Source organism: Cupriavidus sp. CER-90, from assembly GCF_057652055.1.
In genome coordinates this window covers 3356757-3378610 of sequence record NZ_JBYGYM010000002.1, presented here as the reverse complement: position 1 = coordinate 3378610, position 21854 = coordinate 3356757, and the positions used below count along the sequence as shown (strand labels likewise).

Below are 21854 nucleotides of genomic sequence, written 5' to 3'. Positions count from 1 at the left end.
CCCGATCAGGCCACGCGCAGGCTGTCCACCACCTTGTGCAGGAACGCCTCGCAGGCGGCCAGTTGGTCCAGCGCCACGAATTCGTCGGGCTTGTGGGCTTGCTGGATATCGCCGGGGCCGCACACGACGGCCGGAATGCCGGCACGCTGGAACAGGCCGGCCTCGGTGCCGTAGGCCACCTTGTTCGTGTCGCGGTCGGCGGTCAGTGCACGCACAAGTTGCGTGATCGCATCGGATTCGGCGGCGTCCAGCGACGGGGCCGCGGCGATCTTGCTGATGGCCATGCCCGCGTCCACGTGCTCGGCGCGCATCTTCGGCACCAGCACGTCGTTCACGTACTGCTGGATGCGCGCCAGGATCGCTTCCGGGTCCACGCCCGGCAGGTTGCGGAACTCGAACACGAACTCGCATTCGGCCGGGATCGTGTTCAGCGCGATGCCGCCGTGGATGGTGCCGGTGGACGCCGTGGTGAATGGGACGTCGAAGGCCTGGTCGTACGGGCCGTTGGCCTTGAACTCGTCGGCTATGTCGCGGATGTAGCAGATCAGGCGCGCCGCGTATTCGATGGCGTTGACGCCCTTGGGCGTCAGCGACGAATGGGCCGCCTGGCCCTTCACGCAGCAGCGATAGGCGTTGATGCCCTTGTGCGCCACGATCACGCGCATGCTGGTCGGCTCGCCGACGATGCAGCCCGCCGGCGTCACGCCGCGGTCGCGCAGTTCGGCCAGCAGGTATGGCGCGCCCATGCAGCCGATTTCCTCGTCGAACGACAGCGCGTAATGCACCGGCTCGCGCAGCCTGGCGTCGAGGATGGTGGGCAGCAGCGCCAGGCTGGTGCCGATGAAGCCCTTCATGTCGCACGTGCCCCGGCCGTAGAGCTTGCCGTCGCGAATCACCGGCTTGAACGGGTCGGTGGTCCAGCTCTGGCCGTCCACGGGGACCACGTCGGTGTGGCCGGACAGCACGATGCCGCCGTCGGTGGCGCCGTTCGCGGCCGGAATCGTCACGAACAGGTTGGCCTTGTCGCCCTGCGGGTTGTAGCTCAGATGCGGACGCAGTCCCTTTGCCAGGAAGTGGTCGCGCACGGATTCGATCAGCCCCAGGTTCGAATGGCGCGACGTGGTGTCGAACGACACCAGGCGCTGGGTCCAGTCCAGCGCGCTGCCGCGTGGCGGGGCTTCGGCGTGGGCATTGCGGGTGTCGGCGGCAGCTTGCATGGGATGGTCAAACAGTTGATTCGTCAAGGATGTGATCCTACACCTGTCGGCGCGGTCAGGCCAGTTGGCGCAGGGTGTGCTTGATGGTCTGCGCCCGAGCGCCCACGTCGGGCATCTTGGCCTCGATGCGCAGCTTGTCCTGCCCGGCCAGCTTGATGTGCTTGTTCTTTTGCACGAGGTCGATGATCCGGATGGCGTCGATCGGGGGATTCGGCACGAACTGCATGCTCACCGTGGCCTCGCCGGCGTCGATCTTGCGCACGCCCAGCGGCGCGGCGGCAATGCGCAGCCGGTGCGTTTCGATCAGTGCCTGCGCCTGGGCGGGCAGGCGGCCGAAGCGGTCGATCAGCTCTTCCTGGATGTCGTCCACGCGCTCGCCGGTTTCACAGTTGGCCAGCCGCTTGTAGAGCGACAGGCGCTCGTGCACGTCGGCACAGTAGTCGTTCGGCAGCAGCGCAGGCGTGCCGAGGTTGATCTCGGTGGTGGCCGCCAGCGGCGCCATCAGGTCGGGCTCCTTGCCGGCCTTGAGCGACTTCACGGCCGCGTTGAGCATGTCGGTGTAAAGCTGGAAGCCGATTTCGTGGATCTCGCCCGACTGCTTGTCGCCAAGCACTTCGCCGGCGCCGCGGATTTCCAGGTCGTGCATGGCCAGGTAGAAGCCCGCGCCCAGTTCCTCCATCTGCTGGATGGCTTCCAGCCGGCGCTGCGCCTGCTTGGTCAGCCCGTCCACGTCATGCACCAGCAGGTAGGCATAGGCCTGGTGGTGGCTGCGGCCCACGCGGCCGCGCAGCTGGTGCAACTGGGCCAGGCCAAAGCGGTCGGCGCGATGGATCAGGATCGTGTTGGCCGTGGGCACGTCGATGCCGGTTTCGATGATCGTCGTGCAGAGCAGGATATTGTCGCGGCGGGCCACAAAATCGCGCATCACGCGTTCCAGCTCGCGCTCGTGCATCTGCCCGTGCGCCACGGCGATGCGGGCCTCGGGCACCAGTTCGGCCAGCCTCGCGCGCTTGTTCTCGATCGTCTCGACTTCGTTGTGCAGGAAGTAGACTTGGCCGCCGCGTTTGAGCTCGCGCAGGATGGCTTCGCGGATCACGCCGTCTTCCTCGCGGCGCACGAAAGTCTTGATGGCCAGCCGCTTCTGCGGCGCGGTGGCGATGACCGAGAAGTCGCGCAGGCCTTCCAGCGCCATGCCCAGCGTACGCGGGATCGGCGTGGCGGTCAGCGTCAGCACGTCCACCTCGGCGCGCAGCGTCTTCAGCGCCTCCTTCTGGCGCACGCCAAAGCGGTGTTCCTCGTCGATGATGACCAGCCCCAGGCGCTGGAACTTCACCTCGTCGGACAGCAGCTTGTGGGTGCCGATGACGATGTCGACCGTGCCGTCGTTGATCTGCTTGATCGCGGCGTCCACTTCCTTTTTGGTCTTGAAGCGCGACAGCTCCACGATGCGCACCGGCCACTCGGCAAAGCGGTCGGACAGGGTCTGGAAGTGCTGCTCGGCCAGCAGCGTGGTCGGCGCCAGCATGGCCACCTGCTTGCCGCCCAGCACGGCCACGAACGCGGCCCGCAGCGCCACCTCGGTCTTGCCGAAGCCCACGTCGCCGCAGACCAGGCGGTCCATCGGCTTGCCCGACGTCATGTCGGCGATCACGGCCGAAATGGCGGCGGCCTGGTCGGGCGTTTCCTCGAAGCCGAAGCTCTCGGCGAAGGCCTCGTAGTCCTTGGGCTGCAGCGGGAAGGCAAAGCCCTGGCGCAGCGCACGGCGTGCGTACAGGTTCAGCAGTTCGGCGGCCGTGTCGCGGATCTGCTGCGCGGCGCGGCGCTTGGCCTTGTCCCACTGGCCGGTGCCCAGCGAGTGCAGCGGGGCGGTGTCCGGATCGGCGCCCGAATAGCGCGAGATCACGTGCAACTGGTGCACGGGCACGTACAGCTTGCTGGCCTTGTCGTAGTCCAGATGCAGGAATTCCTCGTCGCCCTGGCCCATGTCCAGCGTGACCAGTCCCTGATAGCGGCCGATGCCGTGCTCGCTGTGCACCACCGGGTCGCCGATCTTGAGCTCGGCCAGGTCGCGCACCATCGAATCGACGGTGCTGGCCTGCTCCTGCTTGCGGCGCCCCGTGCGGCGCGCGGTGCCGGCATACAGTTCGTTCTCGGTGACGAACGCGAAGGGCGCGGCGGGCAGGGCAAAGCCGCTCTGCAGGGGCGCCACCACGATCGAGAAATGCGAATCGCCGGCCAGGAAGGCCGCAAAGTCCTCGACCACCATCGGACGCAGGCCGCTTTCGGCAAACAGCTGCATCAGCGTTTCGCGGCGTCCCGCCGAGTCGGCGCACATCAGCACGCGCGTGGCCTTGTTCAGCAGCAGGGCTTCCAGGTTGACCAGCGGATCTTCGGCGCGGCGGTTGACCGACACATCGGGCAGGCTGGCCGAGAACGCCGGCACGTCGGCTGCCACGGCCTCGCGCTGCAGTACCAGCCGGGCCAGCGGCTTGGCCCCGATGAAGAACTGCTCTTCGGACAGGAACAGGTCCGCGGGCGGCAGCAGCGGGCGCTCGCGGTCGTGGCGCATGAAGGTGTAACGCTGCGTGGTGTCGGCCCAGAAGCGGCGGATGGCTTCATCGACCTGGCCCGCGAAGGCCAGTTGCGTGCCGGCGGGCAGGTAGTCGAACAGCGTGGCGCTTTGCTCGAAGAACAGCGGCAGGTAGTACTCGATACCCGCGGACGGCACGCCGTTGCCGATGTCCTTGTAGATCGGGGATTTGGTCGGATCGCCCTCGAACACCTCGCGCCAGCGGCCGCGGAAGGCGGTGCGGGCGGCGTCGTCCAGCGGAAACTCGCGGCCCGGCAGCAGGCGCACTTCCTTGACCGGATACAGGCTGCGCTGCGAATCGGGATCGAACGCGCGGATGGTCTCGATCTCGTCGCCGAACAGGTCGATCCGGTACGGCAGGGCCGAGCCCATCGGGTACAGGTCGATCAGCCCGCCGCGCACGCTGTATTCGCCCGGTCGCATGACCGCACTGACGTGCTCGTAGCCGGCCAGCGTGAACTGCGCCTTGAGCGCGGCTTCGTCGAGCTTTTCGCCCTGCTTGAAGAAGAATGTGTAGGCGGCCAGGAACGAGGGCGGCGCCAGCCGGTAGAGCGCGGTCGATGCGGGGACGATCATCACGTCGCACTGGCCGCCCTGGATGTCGTGCAGCGTGGCCAGGCGTTCCGACACCAGGTCCTGGTGGGGCGAGAAGCTGTCGTAGGGCAGCGTTTCCCAGTCGGGCAGCAGCCGCACGCGCAGTTCGGGGGCGAACCATGGGATTTCCTCGGCCAGCCGCTGCGCGTCCATGGCATTGGCGCAGACCACGGCCACCATCGGCACGCTGGCGCGGTGCTGGCGTGCATAGGCGGCCACTGCCAGGGCGTCGGCGGACCCGGTCAGGCCGGTCAGGGTATGGCGCATGCCAGCCTTGACCAGCGGCAGGGTGGCGAAAGGAAATGCGGTAGCGTTGTCAGGCATTGGCAGCATCGGGCGCAAAAACGGCGACACCCCGCCGGCACATGCGAAAGGCATGCCACGGGCAGGGGTTGTCTGTCATGCCAGCCGGACCATGCCAGGATTCATGGCGGCGGGCGAGGGCCGTATTATAGAATGCGCTCCGGCCGGCCCGCTGGCCGTGCCAAATATTCCAAGGCCCTCAGAAACCTGTGTCCGATCGTCGATTCGCCCTGATTCCCTGTGCCGGTACCGGCAGCCGTGCCGGCGGCGCCGTGCAGAAGCAATACCAGACCGTGGCCGGCCGGCCGATGCTCTGGTACGCCCTGGCGGCGTTTTCCGCCAGCGAAGCCATCAGCGCCACGGCGCTGGTGCTGGCGCCCGACGACATGCCGCTGGAGTCACGGTTCGGCGCGCAGGCCTTTGCGGGGCTGCGCTTCGACACCGCATTCGTGGGCGGCGATTCGCGCCATGCGTCGGTGCTGGCCGGCCTGCATCACCTGGCCACGCTGGGTGCAACCGATACCGACTGGGTGCTGGTCCACGACGCCGCGCGCCCCGGGCTGACCAGTGCGATGATCGATACGCTGGTGCGGGCGGTGGAATCCGACGATTCGGCCAGCGAGCCGATCGGCGGCATCCTGGCCGTGCCGGTGCCCGACACCCTGAAGCGTGCCGATGCCGGCGCGCGCATCGGCGGCACCGTGCCACGCGAGGGCCTGTGGCAGGCGCAAACACCACAGATGTTCCGCATCGGCGTACTGCGCCATGCGCTGGAAGACGCCATGGCCGCCGGTGCCGTGGTCACCGATGAAGCCAGCGCCATCGAGCGCCTGGGCCTGCATCCGCGGCTGGTCAACGGTTCGCTGCGCAATTTCAAGGTGACCTACCCCGAGGACTTTGCGCTGGCCGACGTGCTGCTGCGCACGGGCCAGCCGGCGTCGTGACCCATTTTTGCAAGGAGTCGTTTTGAATCCGTTCGATTTTCGCGTAGGGCAGGGCTATGACGTGCACGCCCTGGTGCCGGGCCGCAAGCTGATTCTCGGTGGCGTCGATATTCCGCACGACCGTGGCCTGCTGGGCCACTCCGATGCCGATGCGCTGCTGCACGCCGTGACCGACGCGCTGTTTGGCGCGGCTGCGCTGGGCGACATCGGCCGCCATTTCCCGGACACCGATCCGGACTTCAAGGGCGCCGACAGCCGCGTGCTGTTGCGCGAGGCCGCGCGCCGCGTGCGAGCCGCCGGGTTCGAGATCGGCAACGTCGATGCCACGGTCATCGCGCAGAAGCCCAAGCTGGCGCCACATATCGCCGGCATGGTGGCCAACCTGGCCGAAGACCTGGGCCTGCCCGTCACGCATTGCAACGTGAAGGCCAAGACCAACGAGAAGCTCGGCTTCGAAGGCAAGGAAGAGGGCATCGTCGCGCAGGCGGCGGTGCTGATCTACCGCCGCACGGCCGACGTGCAGGACTGATTGCGCGACCGGCTCAGGGGGCGGGCGGCGACGGCGCGGCCGGTTCCTCGGCCGTGATCGGATATACGTAATCGATCAGCCGCGCCATGGCCCCATGGCGCGATCCGGCTTCCGTCCGCTTCTGGAAGCCCATCTGCTCGCACAGTTTGATGGCCGAATCCATTTCGGGCATGGTGCGGCAGATCAGCGCCTGGGCGCCAATGTCGCGGGCGCGCTGGATGCAGATCTGCATCAGCCGCTTGCCCAGCCCGAGCCCGCGCGCCTGCGGGCTGACCGACAGCAGCCGCGCTTCGGGCTGCGTCAGCGTGATCGTGGAGTCGTCCAGCGCCGTCAGCGTGGCGCCCGGATGGCAGAACAGCACCGCACCGCTGATGCCGTGGTCGGTCTCGGCGACCCACCATTCCATGTCGGGATTGTCCTTGGCGGCCATCACGGCCTTCATGCCGCGCTGGAACGACGCGCGGCAATCTTCCATGATTTCGAGCTCATATTGCCCGTAGGCCTGCTGCGTGACCGCGGCGATATCGCCCCAGTCATGGACCGCGGCCAGCCGGAAGCGGAAGCGTGGCGAATTGGGTGAAGGCAAGGTGCTCATGGCAACAGCGAAGTTCGTGACCTTTCGTCGATTGTAGGCCGCGCCATGCACAAATGCACCGGTTCGATTGGCTGTAAGCGATGTCGGACAATATCCCGATTGACGATTGCGCAAGCGCATCCATGCACACGGGCGGACACCTTTCAGTGCCCGCCCGCGTGGGTGCCTGGCGTTACGTCGGGGGCGACGCGGCCCGCGATGAACGCCCGATTGGCGCGCTTCGGTCGCGATCTGGCGTCTTATTCCGCGACGATCACATTGGCGGCGGCGCCGATCACGGCGGCGATGCGGCCGACGTCACGCAATTGCTGGGCGCTCATGCCCTGTTCGGTCTTCAGCAACTGGTAGTGCGACTTCACGCAGAAGTGGCACTTGCCGATGATCGAGGCGGCCAGTGCGTACATCTCGAAGCGGCGCTTGTCCACACCACCATGGGTAGCGTAGGCGTTCATGCGCAGGCCGGCAGGCTGGCTGGCCAGGTCCGGATCTTCGGCCATCTCGACGTACGGATACCAGATGTTGTTCATGCCCATCAGCGCGGCGGCGGTCTGCGCGGCGTTGACTTCCTCGGGAGACAGCACGTTGGCGTTGCGAATCACGTCGACAATCAGCTTGCTCTTGGCCGCGAAGGCCGCCGCCAGCGCCACCCCGACTGCATCGTTGCCTTCCAGCGACGAACGCGCGATGGTGCCATCCACATTCAGGCGGATGTCCTTGGCGTAATCGGGGATTGCATTCTTAATCGTGCTGAGGAATTCCATTTATTTCTCCTATCGACAAGGGCTCAAAAAACCCGCACATAGCGGGTTTCGACATGAAAGGGCGCCAGGCCCTTCCATGCGATGTGCCGGGTCACGCAAGGTGCCTGGCGGGCAGGGCCAATTACAGCGTGGCGCCGCCGACAGCGCGGTTGCACGGGCACAGTTCGTCCGTTTGCAGACCGTCCAGAATACGCAGGACTTCTTCCGGGTTGCGGCCGACGTTGAGGTTGTTCACCGAAACGTGCTGGATCACATTGTCCGGATCGACGATGAACGTCGCGCGCAGGGCCACGCCGGCGGCCTTGTCACGCACGCCCAGCTGGTCGACCAGCGAGCCGGTCACATCGGCGAATTGCCACTGGTTCAGCTTGTTCAGATCCTTGTGTTCGCGGCGCCATGCCAGCTTCACGAATTCGTTGTCGGTCGAGCCGCCCAGCACGATCGCGTCACGATCGGCGAAGTCGTTGTTCAGCTTGGCAAATGCCACGATTTCGGTCGGGCACACGAACGTGAAGTCCTTCGGGTAGAAGTAAATGACCTTCCACTTGCCTTCGAACGACTTTTCGGTGATGTCTTCGAAAGCCGACTGGCCATTCTCTTCGTGGTTGTTGAAACCCGGCTTGACACCAACGATGCTGAAGGCTTCGAGCTTGTCACCAACGGTCTTCATTGACTTCTCCTAGATACGGTTGAACAGATTGAGGCTTGCAATCTACGATTCGGTTCCCGCGGCAGCCGGGGATGTCAATCGTATTTGCACGAAAGCTCCGAGTATGCGCATTCGGGCGCACCAAGGCCAATTGGTTTTCTTAAACAGGCCGATAGGCAGCGTCTCGCGCTGCGCAAAATGCGCCACAAGTATGCCATGAGTGCCAAATGGTGACGGCTGTCCGGAAAGCAAGCGCGCCGCCATCACATACCTGCCACGCGAACGTGTCAGGCACATGAAGGCGGCGCGGGCCCCACGCGTGCGGCAGGCCGGGCGGAGGCTCAGGCGGCGTGCAGCGCCGCGTGCTCGCGCCGGGCGCGGAAGATGACCAGCGTGGCCACCAGGCCGCAAGCTGCGGCAAACATCAGCCACAGGCCGGGGGCTGCCTTGTTGCCGGTGCTGTGGATCAGGTACGTCGAGATCGCCGGCGTGAAGCCGCCGAACAGCGCCGTGGCCAGGCTGTAGGCCAGCGAGAAGCCGGCGGTACGCACGGCGGGCGGCATGACCTCGGTCAAGGTGACGACCATGGCGCCGTTATAGCTGCCATACAGGAACGACAGCCACAGTTCCACCAACAGCAGGCGCTCGAACGACGGCGCCGCCACCAGCCACGACACCGCGGGGTAGGCGGTGACCAGCGTGGCGATCGTGAAGAACACCAGCAGCGGCTTGCGGCCGATACGGTCGGACAGGGCGCCCATCAGCGGCAGCCAGATGAAGTTCGACAGGCCCACGCACATCGTGACGATCAGGTTGTCCACGTCGTCGAGCTTGAGCACGGTCTTGCCGAACGTCGGCGTGTACGCGGTGATCATGTAGAACGACACCGTGGTCATCACCACCATCAGGCAGCCGGCGACGATGATGCGCCAGTTGTCGAGCATCGAACGGTAGATCTCGTTGATCGACGGACGATGCTTGCGCGTGCGGAATTCCTCGGTTTCTTCCAGCGAGCGGCGGATCAGGAACAGGAACGGCACGATCAGGCAGCCGATCAGGAACGGCACGCGCCAGCCCCAGCTGTCCATCTGCGCGGGCGCCAGCGTGGCGTGCAGGATCACGCCGAGCAGGCCGGCGAAGATCACGGCCACCTGCTGGCTGGCCGACTGCCAGGCCACGTAGAAGCCCTTCTGGCCGGGCTTGGCGATCTCGGACAGGTACACCGACACGCCGCCCAGTTCCACGCCGGCCGAGAAACCCTGCAGCAGGCGCCCGAACAACACCAGCAGCGGGGCGGCCACGCCGATCGATGCATAGCCCGGCACCAGCGCGATCAGCAGCGTGCCCAGCGCCATCAGCGCCAGCGTGATGATCAGGCCCTTGCGGCGGCCGTGATGGTCGATGTAGGCACCCAGCACGATCGCGCCAAGCGGTCGCATCAGGAAGCCGGCGCCGAACGTGGCCAGCGACAGCATCAGCGATGCAAACTCATCGCCGGCAGGGAAGAACGTACGCGCGATGGCGGCGGCGTAGAAGCCGTACACCATGAAGTCGTACATTTCGAGGAAGTTTCCGCTGACGACGCGGAACACGGTCCGGAAACCGTGCTGGGGGGTGGAGCTGGAGCTTGACATGGCTGTCTCTCGGTCGCCGTACGTGGGGTCGTGCGGCATGTTGTCGGTGTTGTCAGCCATGGCGGAAAAGGGGTGCTGCGGCAGGCGGCGCCATGACTTCGGATGCCGTTGTATGCATCGGCCTGTCGATGGCCTGAAGTGTGCGCAATGTCGCTGTCATTCCCCTGTCAGCAACCTTTCAAAACCATATCAATTGCTGAAGAAAACCTGTCAATGCGCCGCATGCGGGACATGCGGGCACGCAGGTGGGGCGCGGAGGGGGAAAACGGCGGGTCAGGCGCGCCGGAATCGCGCGCTGACCACGAGCCCGGTTTTCGGGGCGGGGCGGTTGGCCAGGATCAGGCGGCCGCCGTTGCGCTGCAGGATGCGGTTGACGATGGACATGCCCAGCCCGGCGCCCTTGGCCTCGCTGCGCGCGCTGTCGAGCCGGTAGAACGGCCGGGTCAGCAGCGACAGCTGCTCGTTCGGGACGCCGGGCCCGCTGTCGGCCACCACCAGCACGGCTTCCTTGTCCTCCACGCGCGTGGAGATTTCCACCTCGGCCATGCCAGATTCCTCGTCCTTGGCATAGCGGCGCGCGTTCTCGACAAGGTTGTCCAGGATGCGCTGGATCTCCATGCGGTTGGCCACGGCCATGACCGGGCCATTCGCCCGCACATGCACGCGCACGTCGTCGTGCGCGGCATAGACGCCAACGGATTCCTGCACCAGCGTGGAGAGGTCCACCGGCTCCACCACTTCCTGGCCCGGCCGGGCGTAGTTCAGGAACTGGCCGATGATGGCATCCATCTGTTCGATGTCGGCAATCATGGCGTCGCGCGTGGTGGTGTCCACGGGCGACATCTCGGTTTCCAGCCGCAGACGGGTGAGCGGGGTACGCAGATCGTGCGAGATACCGGCCAGCATGACCACGCGGTCGTCGTCGAGCTGGCGCAGGTCGCGCACCATCTGGTTGAAACTGCGGTTGGCCTGCGCCACTTCGCTGGCGCCCTGTTCGCGCAGCGGCGGCGCTTCGCCCCCGGAGCCGATCAGTCGCGCGGCATTGGCCAGGCGCTTGAGCGGGTAGTTCACGCGCGCCGTGATGAAGGCGGCACCGATGATCGACAGCAGCAGCGCGGCAATACTCCACCAGAGCCACTGGATGCCGGGCACGCGTTCGAAACGCTCGGGACTGATCGCCACCCAGTAGTCGTCGCCTTCGATCTCGAAGCTGACCCACACGCCCGGAATATCGTTGACCGTGGTGGCCAGCACGGTGTCTTCGCCCAGGCGGCTGCGGATTTCCTGCTGGACGAGCTGGGTCAGGAACGGGTTGGCCTTGGGCGCGGCAAAGTCGTCGTCCTTTTCGCGCGGATAGACCTTGATGCCCTCGTTCTGGACGAGGTCGAGCAGCAGGAACCGGCGCCGGGCCGGGTCCGAGTAGAGCAGGGCTGCGCGGGTAAGCTTGACCACGCTGACCACCTGCATGGCGATCTGCTGGGCGCGCGGCGCGCGTTCGAAGAGCCGATAGCTCTGGAACCAGATACCCAGCGAGATCGCCAGCAAAAGGGCGATCAGCATGAAGGTTCGCCAGAATAGCGAACCAAAGAACCGCGTTGCGGTACGGCCGAGGGCGGTCGCCACGATGAGGCTGCGGTCGACCGGACTTACTTCACGCCATCGGGGATGAAGACGTAACCCAGGCCCCAGACCGTCTGGATGAAGCGCGGGTTGCTCGGGTCAGGTTCGATGAGCTTGCGCAGACGCGAAATCTGCACGTCCAGGCTGCGGTCGAACACCTCGTATTCGCGGCCGCGCGCCATTTCCATCAGCTTTTCGCGGGACAGCGGCTGGCGCGGGTGGCGGGCAAAAACCTTGAGCACCGAGAATTCGCCCGTGGTGAGCGTGATTTCCTCGTCGTTCTTGGTCAGCGTACGCGTGGCCAGGTTCAGCACGAAATCGCCGAACGCAAACGTTTCAGGCGTTTCGGACGGCGCGCCCGGTACTTCGGCGGGCCCCTTGCGACGCAGTACGGCGTGAATCCGCGCAATCAGCTCGCGCGGATTGAAAGGCTTGGGCAGATAATCGTCGGCACCCATTTCCAGGCCGACGATGCGGTCGACGTCCTCGCCCTTGGCGGTGAGCATGATGATCGGGGTCTGGTCGTTCGCGCCGCGCAGGCGGCGGCAGATGGAAAGCCCGTCTTCGCCGGGCATCATCAGGTCCAGCACCAGCAGATCGAAACGCTCGCGCAGCCAGAGCTTGTTCATGGCCGTGGCGTTTTCCGCCACGAGAACCGTGAAGCCCTGTTCGCCAAGGTAGCGGCGCAGCAGGTCGCGCAGGCGCGGGTCGTCATCCACGACGAGAATCTTGTGGCTGGTATTTTCCATGGCGGTATCTTAGCGACTATCGCTTTCGCTCAAAATGGCTTAACAAAACGTTACATACTTTACCCCGTGGTATGGCGGCATGCACCTTTTGTGCATTTACACTCCGCAAACCGTTTTCCCAGGGACGCTTTTCGCCTGGGAACTGAACGGTCACCACGGGCATCGTACTGTTCCGGCCGTGACACTGGCATTCGCCTGCTGTCGTCGGGGCGATGCCGGTGCGCTGCCCCCGGGGATCCTGAAGATCGATCCGGAAGCCACGGTCGAAACCGCCATTATCCAATGAAAGTGAAGCATAACCGGCACGGGCAAACCCTGCGTCGCACAATTTGCGCGCGAGTGGTCTGTCTGGCCGGCCTGACCCTGCTGATCGCCGCGGCGCCTGCCCCGGCATTCGCCCAGTCGGCGGGCATGGCGCATTTGCTTCATCCCAAGGGCCAGCCGCCTGGGGGCCCGGGCAGCAGCCCGTCGGCACCCGAACGCAACCGTCAGCAACCCCGCCGCAATGATCGTGCCGAGACCGAGCGCGACATGGCCGAGCGTGCCGCGCGTCAGGGGCAGCGCGGCGGCAGCCAGCGCCTGTCGCCCGACGAACGCAAGACGCTGCGCAAGAATCTTTACGACATCGGCAAGGAAATGTACCAGGGCGGCTGATCAGCCCGCCGTCCGGAAGTGCCGCAGGAAGTCCACGAATACCTCGGCGGCCTGCTGGGCGTCTTCCACCGTGATCGTTTCCGCCGGATTGTGGCTGATCCCGCCATTGCCGCAGCGCACGAACAGCATTGCCACATCGGTGATCCGCTGCATCATCATCGCGTCGTGCCCGGCCCCTGAAGGCAGCTCGAACGGCTCCAGCCCACGCTTTTTCAACACCGCCGCGAACTGGTCCATCAGCCAGCGCGCGCACGGGGCGTTGTTGACCGGCGTGACCCGTTCCACGGCGACCTGGAGCGATCGCCGGGCGGCAATGGTCTCGATACCTGCCACGATATCGGCGATGGCCGCTTCGCGGATGCCGTCCTCGCCCGCGCGGATGTCCATCGAAAATACGCATGCGGCCGGAATCACGTTGCTCGATCCGTTGGGCACCTGCAGCTGGCCCACCGTGCCGACGAGCGTCGGCACCTGGCCGCAGCGCTGCTCCACCAGCAAGATCATTTCCGCTGCGCCGGCGGCCGCGTCGCGCCGCATATCCATTGGCGTGGTGCCGGCATGGCTGGCCAGCCCCTCCACACGCACCTGGAAGCGGCTGCTGCCGGCGATCTGCGTCACGATGCCCAGGGGCAGGCCGCGATTCAGCAGCACCGGACCCTGTTCGATATGGACCTCGACAAAGCCGGCCAGCGTGGCGGGATCGACCGCCGCGGCGCGCAGCGCGTCCAGGCTGCCCGCGCCCGGGAAGCCCGCCTGCGCCAAGGCATCGCGCATCGACACGCCATCGGTGTCTACGCGGTCCAGCAACGCCGGATCGAAGCGGTTCGCCAGCACGCTGCTGGCCAGGAAGCTGGTCTTGAAGCGCAGACCTTCTTCTTCGGCAAAAGCCACCACCTCGAAGTGGTAGGGCAGGCGGATGCCCGCGTCGCGCAGCGCGCCCACCACGGCGATGGGCAGCAGGATGCCCAGCCGCCCGTCGTAGCGTCCGCCGTTGCGCACCGTGTCGAAGTGCGACCCGGTCATCAGCACCTTGGGGTGCCGCTCGGCCGGGTCGGCGGCATAGCGGCCGATCACGTTGCCGATGGCGTCGATGCGCACGGCCATGCCGGCATCTTCCATCCAGCGCGCCAGCAGCGCCTGCGCCTGGGTATGGGCGGGCGTCAGGTAGGCGCAGGTCAGGCCGCCTTCCATATCGGAGTGCCGGGCCAGGGCGTCGGCGCGATCAAGAATCAGCTGGCCAAGAGAGGGCGTGGCAGTGGTCATGGCATCAATACTCTGAAACGACTGGCCGCCAGGAACTGACGGCAGGGGACGGCGAAGGCGGCAGAAGGGGTGAAAAAAAGGCAGCCGAAGGGGCCGATGCGGCAAGGCACCCGCGCTCAGCCATTCCTGAGCCAGGTCTTCCACGCCAGCCACAGCTTGCGCATGGGCGTCAGCGCAATGCGCTGGGTCAGCACCTGGAAATCGCTGGCTTCGATCTCGTCAAGCAAGGCATGGTGGATGGCCGCCAGCGCCAGCGCCGCGCGCTGGGCCCGGCGGTCGGCGCGGGGCAGCAGCGCCAGCGCTTCCTGGTACAGCGTGCGGGCCAGCGCGGCCTGTTCGCGCATCAGGGTCACAAACTGCGCGGAATGGCGCGACTGCATGATGTCGGCCACCGGCACCTCGAATCGCTGCAAGGTATCCACGGGAATATAGACGCGGCCCTGGCGGGCGTCGTGGCCCACCTCGCGCACGATGCGGATGCGCATCTGCGACAGCCCGAGCTTTTCGGCCGACTCCAGCGTACGGTCATCGGTAAAGCCCAGCAGCCGTGCCGACAGCTTGCCGAGCGTACCGCCCACCAGCCTGCAGTACCGGCCAAGCGCCGCCTCGTCGAAATAGCGCGACTGGGCAAGGTCCATCTCGGTGCCGTCGAGCACCTGGGTCATCTCTGCCTGGGGCAGGCTGGCCAGGTAGGGCAACAGCGCGTGGCTGACGGGATGATTCGGGCTGCCTTCGTACAGGCGGCGCAGTTCGGCGCGCCACCAGTCCAGCCGCTGCAGGGCCACGCCGGCATCATGGTTCTCGTGAACGATGGCATCGAGCTCCAGGCGCCAGGCTTGCAGGGCCGTCAGCGCGCGGCGGCGTTCGGGGGGCAGGAGCAGGCTGCTGTAATGGAAGCTGGAGCCGCTTTTCGCGGCCTTGTCCTGGCAATACTGATCGGGCGTCACGCCAATCTCTTTCTGGTGGGGCGGCGGGGGGCGGCGCCAAAGCGGCGAATTGTAACATTGGCCACCTGGCGCGGCCCCGGCGATTGCGTGATGAAAAAGGCCCTTATTGCGTGCCGCGCCGGGAACGTGGCGTTTTGTCGCGGAATACAGCCGTTCGTCATCCGGCGTTTGACGCACTCATGGCCGCTCGCTATATTACTGACCGCAAAGTTATTAACTCCCCATGGCCGATTTCCGAAGTTGCGGGAATCGACCGGAACGGCGGCAACGCGCCCGACCCGAGGCGCCAGCGAGACACCATCCGGCCGCAAGGCCGCGCAGTACCGCTGCCGGAATCAGCCCGAGTTTCAGCCGGTTTTTGCTGCACCCAGCTTCATCCTTTTCCACCGACTCAAAGACGCTTGTCCATGCCAGTGCCCGTTGCCAGGCCGGAAGTTGCGGCCGCTGAAGTTGATCTCGTTCCCAAGTCGCGCCTGGCCGTACGCCGCCCGGTGCGGCCGGGGCGGGCCCGTGCGGCTGTTGGGCTGCTGGCGATGGCCGGGCTGCTGGCACTGGGCGGATGCGGCAAGCAGGCCGAGCCTGTGGAGGACGTGCGGCCGGTGCGGCTGATGCAACTGAGCCCGGCGGCCGGCAAGACCGAGTACGAGTTTTCGGGCGAAGTGCGCCCGCGCATCGAGTCGCGGCTGGGATTCCGGGTGGGCGGCAAGATCGCGGCCCGTCTGGTCGATGTCGGGGCCAGCGTACGCAAGGGGCAGCCGCTGGCCCGGCTCGATCCGACCGACCTGGCATTGGCCGAGTCCGGCGCGCGGGCCCAGTACGATGCGGCCAAAACCGACCGCGACCTGGCCGCCGCCGACCTGAAACGCTACAAGGAACTGGCGGCCAAGAACTTCATCAGCGCGGCCGAGCTGAACCGCCGCCAGGCGACCTTCGATTCGGCCGCATCGCGGCTGGAACAGGCGCAGGCCAGCCTGCGCAACCAGTCGAACCAGACCGGCTACGCGGTGCTGACGGCCGACGCCGACGGCGTGGTGACCGCCATCGATACCGAGGTGGGCCAGGTGGTCACGCCGGGCCAGCCGGTCATCCGTGTGGCGCAGACCGCCGAAAAGGAAGTGGCCATCGGCCTGCCCGAGGATCAGGTCGACATGCTGCGTGGCATCACCGAGGTGTCGATCCATACGTGGTCGGACCCGCACCGCACGTTGCCGGGCCGCGTGCGCGAGATTTCGGCGGCCGCCGATCCGGTCACGCGAACCTATCCCACCCGCGTCAGCATTCCCAACCCGCCGGCTGACCTGCGCATCGGCATGACGGCCGTGGTGTCGTTCACCCGGACCGGCGATGCGGCCACGATCCGCGTGCCGCTGACCGCGCTGCTGCAGGACAAGGGCGCCAACCAGGTGTGGATCTATCAGCCCGGCCAGGGCGGCAGCGGCACGGTCAAGCCGGTGCCGGTGACGCTGGGCGACGCGCAGGGCAACCTGATCGAGGTGCGGCAGGGTCTGACGCCGGGCCAGACCATCGTCACGGCCGGCGTCCATCTGCTCAAGCCCGGGCAGAAGGTCAAGCCGATGCAGAGCGTGGCGCCGGCCCAGCCGGCCTCGAACCCCGGCGCGCAGCTGAGCGCCCTTGACCGCCGCCTGGGCTGAGGGCGGCGCATGGAACATTCCCGTTTCAACCTGTCGCGCTGGGCGCTCGAACACCAGCCGCTCACGCGTTACCTGCTGGTCGTGCTGCTGCTGGGCGGCCTGCTGGCGTTCTTCCAGCTTGGCCAGGACGAAGATCCGCCGTTCACGTTCCGCGTGATGGTGGTGCAGGCCTTCTGGCCTGGCGCCACGGCCGAGCAGATTGCCGTGCAGGTCACCGACAAGATCGAACGGCAACTGCAGGAAGTGCCATATGCCGACAAGATTCGTAGTTTCTCCAAGCCGGGCGAAACCACGGTGATTTTCCAGCTGGCCGACAATTCGCCGGCCAAGGACACCGCGCAGATCTGGTACACGGTGCGCAAGAAGATCGGCGATATCCAGCAGACCCTGCCGCAGGGCGTGCGCGGGCCGTTCTTCAACGACGAGTTTGGCGACGTTTACGGCTCGATCTACGCGCTGTCCGCCGACGGCTTCAGCTACAAGGAACTGCGCGAATACGCCGACCTGGTGCGGCAGGAACTGCTGCGTATTCCGGCCGTCGCCAAGGTCACGCTGCTGGGGCTGCAGGACGAGAAGATCTTCATCGAGTTCAACCAGGCGCGATTTGCCCAGCTGGGGCTGGACATCAACGCCATCGCCAACCAGATCTCGGAGCAGAACAATCCCACCGGCAGCGGCGTGCTGGTGACGCCCACCGACAACCTGCAGGTGCGCGTCACGGGCCAGCTGGGCGACGTGGAAGACCTGCAGAACCTGGTGCTGCGCGGGCCCAACGGCATCGCCAATATCCGCCTGGGCGACATCGCGCACGTGTACCGTGCCTATGTGGACCCGCCCGTCAGCAAGATGCGCTTCAACGGCAAGGACGTGATCGGCCTGGGCATCTCGATGGAAAAGGGCGGCGACATCATCGCGCTGGGCCAGGAACTGCGCCGCGTGACCGATGGCCTGCGCGGGCAGTTGCCGGTGGGCATCGAGATGGACCAGGTGCAGGACCAGCCGCAGGCCGTCAAGCGCAGCGTGGGCGAATTCGTGCACGTGCTGATCGAGGCCGTGGTGATCGTGCTGGGCGTGAGCTTCGTGGCGCTGGGCCTGCATACCCGGCCGCTGCGCCTGGACGTGCGGCCCGGCCTGGTGGTGGCGCTGACCATCCCGCTGGTGCTGGCGGTGACGTTCCTGTTCATGAACATCTTCGGCATCGGCCTGCACAAGATATCGCTGGGGGCGCTGATCATCGCGCTCGGGCTGCTGGTCGATGACGCCATCATTGCCGTGGAGATGATGGTCCGCAAGCTCGAGGAAGGCTTCTCGAAGATGGAGGCGGCCACCTTTGCCTACACCTCGACGGCCATGCCGATGCTGACCGGCACGCTGATCACGGCGGCCGGATTCCTGCCGGTGGGGCTGGCGCGCTCCACGGTTGGCGAGTACACGTTCGCGATCTTTGCGGTGACGTCGCTGGCGCTGGTGCTGTCGTGGCTGGCGGCTGTCTATTTCACGCCGTATCTGGGCTACCTGATCCTCAAGACGCGCACGCAGGACGGCGGCCATCACGAGGTGTTCGACACGCCGTTCTACGCGCGCTTCCGGCAACTGGTGAACTGGTGCGTCACGTGGCGCAAGACGGTGATCGCGATCACGCTGGTGGCGTTCGCGCTGGGTCTGCTGGCGTTCAAGTACGTCGAAAAGCAGTTCTTCCCCGATTCGAGCCGCCCGGAGCTGATGGTGGAGCTGTGGATGCCCGAGGGCACCGCCATTGCCGAGACCGAGGCCATGACCAAACGCTTCGAGGCCGCCATGCGCCGCGACAAGGGCGTGCAAAGCGTGACGTCGTTCGTGGGCACCGGCGCGCCGCGTTTCTACCTGCCGCTGGACCAGATCTTTCCGCAGTCGAACGTGGCCCAGGCCATCGTGATGCCGGTCACGGTGGAAGCGCGCGATGCGCTGCGCAAGCGCATCGAGCGCGTGCTGGTCACGGAATTTCCGCAGTTGCGCGGCCGCGTGAAGCTGCTGCCGAACGGGCCGCCGGTGCAGTATCCGGTGCAGTTCCGCGTGATCGGGCCCGACGCCGGCGGGGTGCGCAAGGTGGCCGACCAGGTGCGTGCGATCATGACGGCCAACCCCAACACGGTGGGCGTCAATGACAACTGGAACGAGAACGTCAAGATGCTGCGCCTGGAGCTGGACCAGGACAAGGCGCGGGCGCTGGGCGTGACGACCAACGCCATCGCGCGGGCCACGCAGGCCGTGCTGACGGGCGTGCCGGTGGGCCAGTATCGCGACGCCGACAAGCTGATCGACATCATCATGCGCACGCCGCGCAGCGAGCGCGACACGATGTCGGACCTGAACAACGTGCTGGTGCCCACCAGCACCGGGCGCGCCGTGCCGCTGACGCAGGTTGCGCGCGTCACGCTGAAGTCTGAGCCCGGCGTGATCTGGCGCGAGAACCGCGATTTCGGCATCACCGTGCAGTCCGATATCGTCGATGGCATCCAGGGCCCGACCGTCACCGCGCAGATCAATCCCAAGCTGGACCCGATCCGGGCCGCGCTGCCGGCCGGCTACCGGATCACGATCGCGGGTGCCCAGGAGGAAAGCGGCAAGGCCGGCGCGTCGATCGCGGCCCAGCTGCCGCTGTGCATCTTCCTGATCTTCACGCTGCTGATGCTGCAGTTGCACAGCTTCTCGCGCGCGGTGATGGTGTTCCTGACCGGCCCGCTGGGCCTGATCGGCGCCGCCGCCACGCTGCTGCTGCTGCATTCGCCAATGGGGTTTGTCGCGCAGTTGGGCATCACGGCGCTGCTGGGCATGATCATCCGCAACTCGGTGATCCTGGTGGACCAGATCGAGCAGGACATCCAGTCCGGGCTGCCGCCGTGGAACGCCATCGTGGAATCGGCCGTGCGCCGCTTCCGGCCGATCATCCTGACGGCCGCGGCGGCGGTGCTGGCCATGATCCCGCTGTCCCGGTCCACGTTCTGGGGGCCGATGGCCGTGGCCATCATGGGCGGGCTGGTGGTGGCCACCGTGCTGACGCTGCTGTTCCTGCCGGCGCTTTATGCCACGTGGTTCCGCATCAAGCCGCCCGAGGACGAGCGCGGGGTGATGGCGGGCTGATCGGGGTCGCGGGCGCTGGCCTTACGGCCGGCGCTTCTTCCATTCGTAGTCCGGCGCCGGGTCTGCCGCGCCGGGCTTGCCCACCGAGTTCGGGTTTTCCGAACAGAGCGTGACAAAGCTCACCGGCTCGCCCGCGAACTGCCGCCGGCGCAGCGCCTCGGCGAACTGCAGCGCGTCCCGGAGCGCGTCGCCCGGGAACGATTGGGCGTGCGGGGCCATGCCCTGGGCAGTGGCCTCGGTCCAGTAGATCATGTACATGGGATGTCTCCGGTGCGGCGTCGCGGCCGAGCCGGCCGCCCGTCGCAAGCTGTCCGTTATTTGGACGGCTACTCGGCCAGCTCGAACACCACGTCCTGCGCGCCTTCCCACAGCACCTTGGTGCCCAGCGCGCGCAGGTTTTCCTTGCCTTCGACGATGGTCAGGAAATGGTTGCCGGCCAGCTGGCCCATCTTGCTGGCGAAGCAGCAGCTGCCATAGGCCAGGATGATCTCGGTCTCGCTGTAGCCGCCCGGATAGAACAGGATATCGCCCACCGACGGATGGCTCGTGTGGTTTTCGAAGCCCACGCCGAGCTTGAATTCGCCCAGCGGAATCCAGCAGCCTTCGCCGCTCCAGCGCACGTGAATCAGCTTCTGCCGGTAGGGCAGCAGCTTCATGAAGGCGGCCACGGTGTCGGGGGCGTCCGGGTGCGTCTCGGCGATGAATGTGTGGCCGGCGGCGGTGATGCGGAGTCGGGTCATGAGTTTTCCTGTTGCGTGTCGGTCCCCGCCGGCACGGGGCGGCGGGGTCCAGTGGAGCGTAGCCTATGCCGGCCCGTCAGACCAGTGCCGTCATCAGCGTCTGCGCCACGGCGATCAGGCTGCGGTCGCTGCCCTTGGGCCCCAGCAGCGAGATGCCCAGCGGCGCCCCGTCCCGGCCCGACAGCGGCAGGCTCAGTTGCGGAAAACCCGACAGCGGCGTCAGGCACAGCGTGTGGGCGGCCGCCGTGCGGTAGTCCTCCAGTGCTTCCATCGGCGTGGCGCGCAGCGGGGCGATGTCGGGCATGGTCGGCAGCACCAGGATGCCGTCATGGCCCAGCAGCCGGCCCAAGTGCGCGGTGAACTCGCGGCGCACGGCGCTCGACTGTTCGAACTGGGCCTGCGTCACGCCCTTGCTGAAGGCAAAGCGGCCGGCGACATCGGGCCCCAGCTGCAACCCGTAGTTTTCGATCAGCGCGCCGTCGGCCTGCCAGGCTTCCCAGCCTTGCACGTAGCGGAACGCCCAGTACAGGTCTGACAGCGGACGGTCCGCCACCTCCACCGGCGTGGCCTTGCCCAGGATGGCTTCGATGCGGGCCACGGTCGGCGTCAGCGCGGCGCGCGCGGCCGGGGTGGGCAGGACGAACAGGTCGGACGCCAGCAGCAGCCGGGGCCGGGCCGGCAGCGGATCGCCATCGGCGCCGCACAGGACATCCGCCACCCGGGCGAACGTGGCGATATCGCGGGCAAAGAAGCCGCAGGTATCGAGCGATTCGCAAAGGGGCATGCAGTCCTGCAGCGAAATGCGGCCATGCGAGGGCCGGATGCCGAACAGTCCGCAATGGCTGGCCGGCGCGCGTACCGATCCGCCCGTGTCGGTGCCCAGCGCGAAGTCGCAGAGCTGGTGTGACACGGCCGACGCCGATCCCGACGACGACCCGCCGGTGATGCGGTCGGGCGCCGCGCCGTTGTACGGGCCGCCGTAGTGGTAGTTCTGGCCGTTCATCGAGAAGGCCAGCTCGTCGGTGTGGACCTTGCCGACAAACTTGGCACCGGCGTCGAGCAGCTTCTGCACGGTGGGCGCCGTGGCGGTCTTGATGCCCGAGCGCGCCAGCACATGCGGATTGCCGCCGCCGGTGGGGTAGCCGGCCACATCGAACAGGTCCTTGACCGCGAAGGTCAGGCCACGCAGCGGGCCGGTGCCCGCGTTCGGCACGGCGGCATCGGGGTAGGGCAGGAAGGCGCGGGCGGGATGGGTGGCCAGGCTCATGGTGTTCGGTTTCCTTGGTCGAGACG

18 protein-coding genes are annotated in these 21854 nt (G+C 66.6%); 5 read left to right on the top strand and 13 right to left on the bottom strand.

Annotated elements, in window-relative coordinates; genetic code table 11:
• Nucleotides 1-5: 5 nt before the first annotated feature.
• Both argE and mfd read right to left on the bottom strand, forming a co-directional pair.
• Nucleotides 6-1217, bottom strand: coding sequence for an acetylornithine deacetylase (gene argE, locus AC24R4_RS25975; RefSeq protein WP_400393098.1), 1212 nt, complete (start codon nt 1215-1217; stop codon nt 6-8).
• A 55-nt stretch (nt 1218-1272) separates the two neighbouring features.
• On the bottom strand, nt 1273-4725 hold the full coding sequence (mfd, locus tag AC24R4_RS25970; RefSeq protein ID WP_400393096.1) for a transcription-repair coupling factor: 3453 nt from the start codon (nt 4723-4725) through the stop codon (nt 1273-1275).
• A gap of 188 nt (nt 4726-4913) precedes the next feature.
• Between mfd and ispD the strand changes: the two genes are divergently transcribed.
• The gene (gene ispD, locus AC24R4_RS25965) at nt 4914-5648 is read left to right on the top strand and encodes a 2-C-methyl-D-erythritol 4-phosphate cytidylyltransferase (protein ID WP_400393094.1); all 735 of its coding nucleotides are present in this window, start codon (nt 4914-4916) and stop codon (nt 5646-5648) included.
• Nucleotides 5649-5670: 22 nt separating this feature from the next.
• Nucleotides 5671-6177, top strand: a complete 507-nt coding sequence (gene ispF, locus AC24R4_RS25960; protein WP_029050619.1) for a 2-C-methyl-D-erythritol 2,4-cyclodiphosphate synthase — start codon at nt 5671-5673, stop codon at nt 6175-6177.
• A gap of 13 nt (nt 6178-6190) precedes the next feature.
• On the opposite strand, the gene AC24R4_RS25955 is transcribed toward ispF, so the two are convergent.
• From AC24R4_RS25955 to ompR, 6 genes are all read right to left on the bottom strand, one after another.
• Nucleotides 6191-6772, bottom strand: a complete 582-nt coding sequence (locus AC24R4_RS25955; protein ID WP_400393110.1) for a GNAT family N-acetyltransferase — start codon at nt 6770-6772, stop codon at nt 6191-6193.
• A gap of 239 nt (nt 6773-7011) precedes the next feature.
• Nucleotides 7012-7533 (bottom strand): carboxymuconolactone decarboxylase family protein, encoded by a 522-nt coding sequence (locus AC24R4_RS25950; RefSeq protein WP_400397382.1) that lies wholly within the window; start codon nt 7531-7533, stop codon nt 7012-7014.
• Between the two features lie 121 nt (nt 7534-7654).
• Nucleotides 7655-8203: a peroxiredoxin gene (locus tag AC24R4_RS25945; protein ID WP_153948133.1), complete on the bottom strand. Its 549-nt coding sequence runs from the start codon at nt 8201-8203 to the stop codon at nt 7655-7657.
• Nucleotides 8204-8523: 320 nt separating this feature from the next.
• Nucleotides 8524-9816: an MFS transporter gene (tcuC, locus tag AC24R4_RS25940; RefSeq protein ID WP_400394492.1), complete on the bottom strand. Its 1293-nt coding sequence runs from the start codon at nt 9814-9816 to the stop codon at nt 8524-8526.
• Nucleotides 9817-10089: 273 nt separating this feature from the next.
• Complete coding sequence (locus AC24R4_RS25935; protein ID WP_249640879.1) at nt 10090-11439, bottom strand: ATP-binding protein; 1350 nt, start codon at nt 11437-11439, stop codon at nt 10090-10092.
• A 23-nt stretch (nt 11440-11462) separates the two neighbouring features.
• Complete coding sequence (ompR, locus tag AC24R4_RS25930) at nt 11463-12185, bottom strand: osmolarity response regulator transcription factor OmpR (RefSeq protein ID WP_010810107.1); 723 nt, start codon at nt 12183-12185, stop codon at nt 11463-11465.
• A gap of 339 nt (nt 12186-12524) precedes the next feature.
• Between ompR and AC24R4_RS25925 the strand changes: the two genes are divergently transcribed.
• Complete coding sequence (locus tag AC24R4_RS25925) at nt 12525-12839, top strand: hypothetical protein (RefSeq protein ID WP_487523852.1); 315 nt, start codon at nt 12525-12527, stop codon at nt 12837-12839.
• Here the strand turns inward: AC24R4_RS25925 and AC24R4_RS25920 are convergent, their stop codons facing one another.
• Together AC24R4_RS25920 and hpnD are read right to left on the bottom strand one after the other, a co-directional pair.
• Nucleotides 12840-14102 carry a Zn-dependent hydrolase gene (locus AC24R4_RS25920; protein ID WP_400394496.1) on the bottom strand — a complete coding sequence of 421 codons (1263 nt, stop codon included), beginning with the start codon at nt 14100-14102 and terminating at the stop codon, nt 12840-12842.
• A 116-nt stretch (nt 14103-14218) separates the two neighbouring features.
• Nucleotides 14219-15049: a presqualene diphosphate synthase HpnD gene (gene hpnD, locus AC24R4_RS25915; protein ID WP_400394498.1), complete on the bottom strand. Its 831-nt coding sequence runs from the start codon at nt 15047-15049 to the stop codon at nt 14219-14221.
• A gap of 407 nt (nt 15050-15456) precedes the next feature.
• Between hpnD and AC24R4_RS25910 the strand changes: the two genes are divergently transcribed.
• Complete coding sequence (locus AC24R4_RS25910; RefSeq protein ID WP_487523851.1) at nt 15457-16701, top strand: efflux RND transporter periplasmic adaptor subunit; 1245 nt, start codon at nt 15457-15459, stop codon at nt 16699-16701.
• A gap of 9 nt (nt 16702-16710) precedes the next feature.
• Nucleotides 16711-19821, top strand: coding sequence for an efflux RND transporter permease subunit (locus AC24R4_RS25905; protein ID WP_400395700.1), 3111 nt, complete (start codon nt 16711-16713; stop codon nt 19819-19821).
• A gap of 21 nt (nt 19822-19842) precedes the next feature.
• On the opposite strand, the gene AC24R4_RS25900 is transcribed toward AC24R4_RS25905, so the two are convergent.
• The 3 genes from AC24R4_RS25900 to AC24R4_RS25890 form a co-directional block, all read right to left on the bottom strand.
• A complete protein-coding gene (locus tag AC24R4_RS25900) occupies nt 19843-20079 on the bottom strand; it encodes a hypothetical protein (RefSeq protein WP_153948141.1) in 237 nt (78 codons plus the stop codon).
• A 68-nt stretch (nt 20080-20147) separates the two neighbouring features.
• The gene (locus tag AC24R4_RS25895; protein WP_400392677.1) at nt 20148-20561 is read right to left on the bottom strand and encodes a DUF3830 family protein; all 414 of its coding nucleotides are present in this window, start codon (nt 20559-20561) and stop codon (nt 20148-20150) included.
• A gap of 76 nt (nt 20562-20637) precedes the next feature.
• A complete protein-coding gene (locus AC24R4_RS25890) occupies nt 20638-21828 on the bottom strand; it encodes an amidase (protein WP_400392675.1) in 1191 nt (396 codons plus the stop codon).
• Nucleotides 21829-21854 lie beyond the last annotated feature (26 nt).

What these genes read in the sequence shown, in the direction of transcription:
- argE (WP_400393098.1), bottom strand. Translation starts at nt 1,217, where the DNA reads ATGCAAGCTGCCGCCGACACCCGCAATGCCCACGCCGAAGCCCCGCCA.
- mfd (WP_400393096.1), bottom strand. Translation starts at nt 4,725, where the DNA reads ATGCCTGACAACGCTACCGCATTTCCTTTCGCCACCCTGCCGCTGGTC.
- AC24R4_RS25955 (WP_400393110.1), bottom strand. Translation starts at nt 6,772, where the DNA reads ATGAGCACCTTGCCTTCACCCAATTCGCCACGCTTCCGCTTCCGGCTG.
- AC24R4_RS25950 (WP_400397382.1), bottom strand. Translation starts at nt 7,533, where the DNA reads ATGGAATTCCTCAGCACGATTAAGAATGCAATCCCCGATTACGCCAAG.
- AC24R4_RS25945 (WP_153948133.1), bottom strand. Translation starts at nt 8,203, where the DNA reads ATGAAGACCGTTGGTGACAAGCTCGAAGCCTTCAGCATCGTTGGTGTC.
- tcuC (WP_400394492.1), bottom strand. Translation starts at nt 9,816, where the DNA reads ATGTCAAGCTCCAGCTCCACCCCCCAGCACGGTTTCCGGACCGTGTTC.
- ompR (WP_010810107.1), bottom strand. Translation starts at nt 12,185, where the DNA reads ATGGAAAATACCAGCCACAAGATTCTCGTCGTGGATGACGACCCGCGC.
- AC24R4_RS25920 (WP_400394496.1), bottom strand. Translation starts at nt 14,102, where the DNA reads ATGACCACTGCCACGCCCTCTCTTGGCCAGCTGATTCTTGATCGCGCC.
- AC24R4_RS25910 (WP_487523851.1), top strand. Translation starts at nt 15,457, where the DNA reads ATGCCAGTGCCCGTTGCCAGGCCGGAAGTTGCGGCCGCTGAAGTTGAT.
- AC24R4_RS25905 (WP_400395700.1), top strand. Translation starts at nt 16,711, where the DNA reads ATGGAACATTCCCGTTTCAACCTGTCGCGCTGGGCGCTCGAACACCAG.
- AC24R4_RS25900 (WP_153948141.1), bottom strand. Translation starts at nt 20,079, where the DNA reads ATGTACATGATCTACTGGACCGAGGCCACTGCCCAGGGCATGGCCCCG.
- AC24R4_RS25895 (WP_400392677.1), bottom strand. Translation starts at nt 20,561, where the DNA reads ATGACCCGACTCCGCATCACCGCCGCCGGCCACACATTCATCGCCGAG.
- AC24R4_RS25890 (WP_400392675.1), bottom strand. Translation starts at nt 21,828, where the DNA reads ATGAGCCTGGCCACCCATCCCGCCCGCGCCTTCCTGCCCTACCCCGAT.